Source organism: Sphingomonas sp. FUKUSWIS1, assembly GCF_000733135.1.
Taxonomy (GTDB): domain Bacteria; phylum Pseudomonadota; class Alphaproteobacteria; order Sphingomonadales; family Sphingomonadaceae; genus Sphingomonas; species Sphingomonas aerolata.
Genome location: NZ_JPJC01000189.1, coordinates 1 through 520 on the forward strand (window position 1 = coordinate 1; position 520 = coordinate 520).

1 protein-coding gene is annotated in these 520 nt (G+C 67.7%); it reads left to right on the top strand.

Going from position 1 to position 520, the window contains the following annotated elements:
* Positions 1-86: 86 nt before the first annotated feature.
* Positions 87-368: an ETC complex I subunit gene (locus sphsw_RS11575; protein WP_031440756.1), complete on the top strand. Its 282-nt coding sequence runs from the start codon at positions 87-89 to the stop codon at positions 366-368.
* Positions 369-520 lie beyond the last annotated feature (152 nt).

A 520-nucleotide genomic window follows, 5' to 3' on the forward strand; every position in this document is an offset into this window, starting at 1 on the left:
GGCCCGACGATCCCGCCGCGGCATCGGCGACGCTGCGCACGAAAAAGGCGGATGCAAGGGGCGCAACTTCGCGATAAGGGGAGCCCATGCCAACCGCCCGTATCTTCCAGCGCCCCAAGAACGCCATGCAGTCCGGCAAGCACCGGACCGACAGCTGGCAGCTCGAATTCGAACCCTCGGAGCCCAAGCGCCCCGACCCGCTGACCGGCTGGGCCGGCAGCGGCGACACGCGAGACCAGCTCCGCCTGTTCTTCCCGACCGCCGAGGCCGCGATCGCGCATTGCGAGCGTGAGGGGTTCGGCTACACGGTCGTGCCGGCGCCGCAGAAGACGCTGAAGCTGCAGAGCTACGCGGACAACTTCAAATAAGCGACTACCCGACGCCGTTCCGGCGACGGGGTTGAAAACGGCTCAGCGCGCGCGTCGCTAGAGGATCGATCCCGCGAGGATCAGCAGCATCTTCGCGTCGATCGCGACGCCCGCCTCGCGCTTCGCCGCGACAAAGGCGGGAATGTCGGTGA

Coding starts and splice junctions, on each gene's coding strand:
- sphsw_RS11575 (WP_031440756.1), top strand. CDS start 87: ATGCCAACCGCCCGTATCTTCCAGCGCCCCAAGAACGCCATGCAGTCC.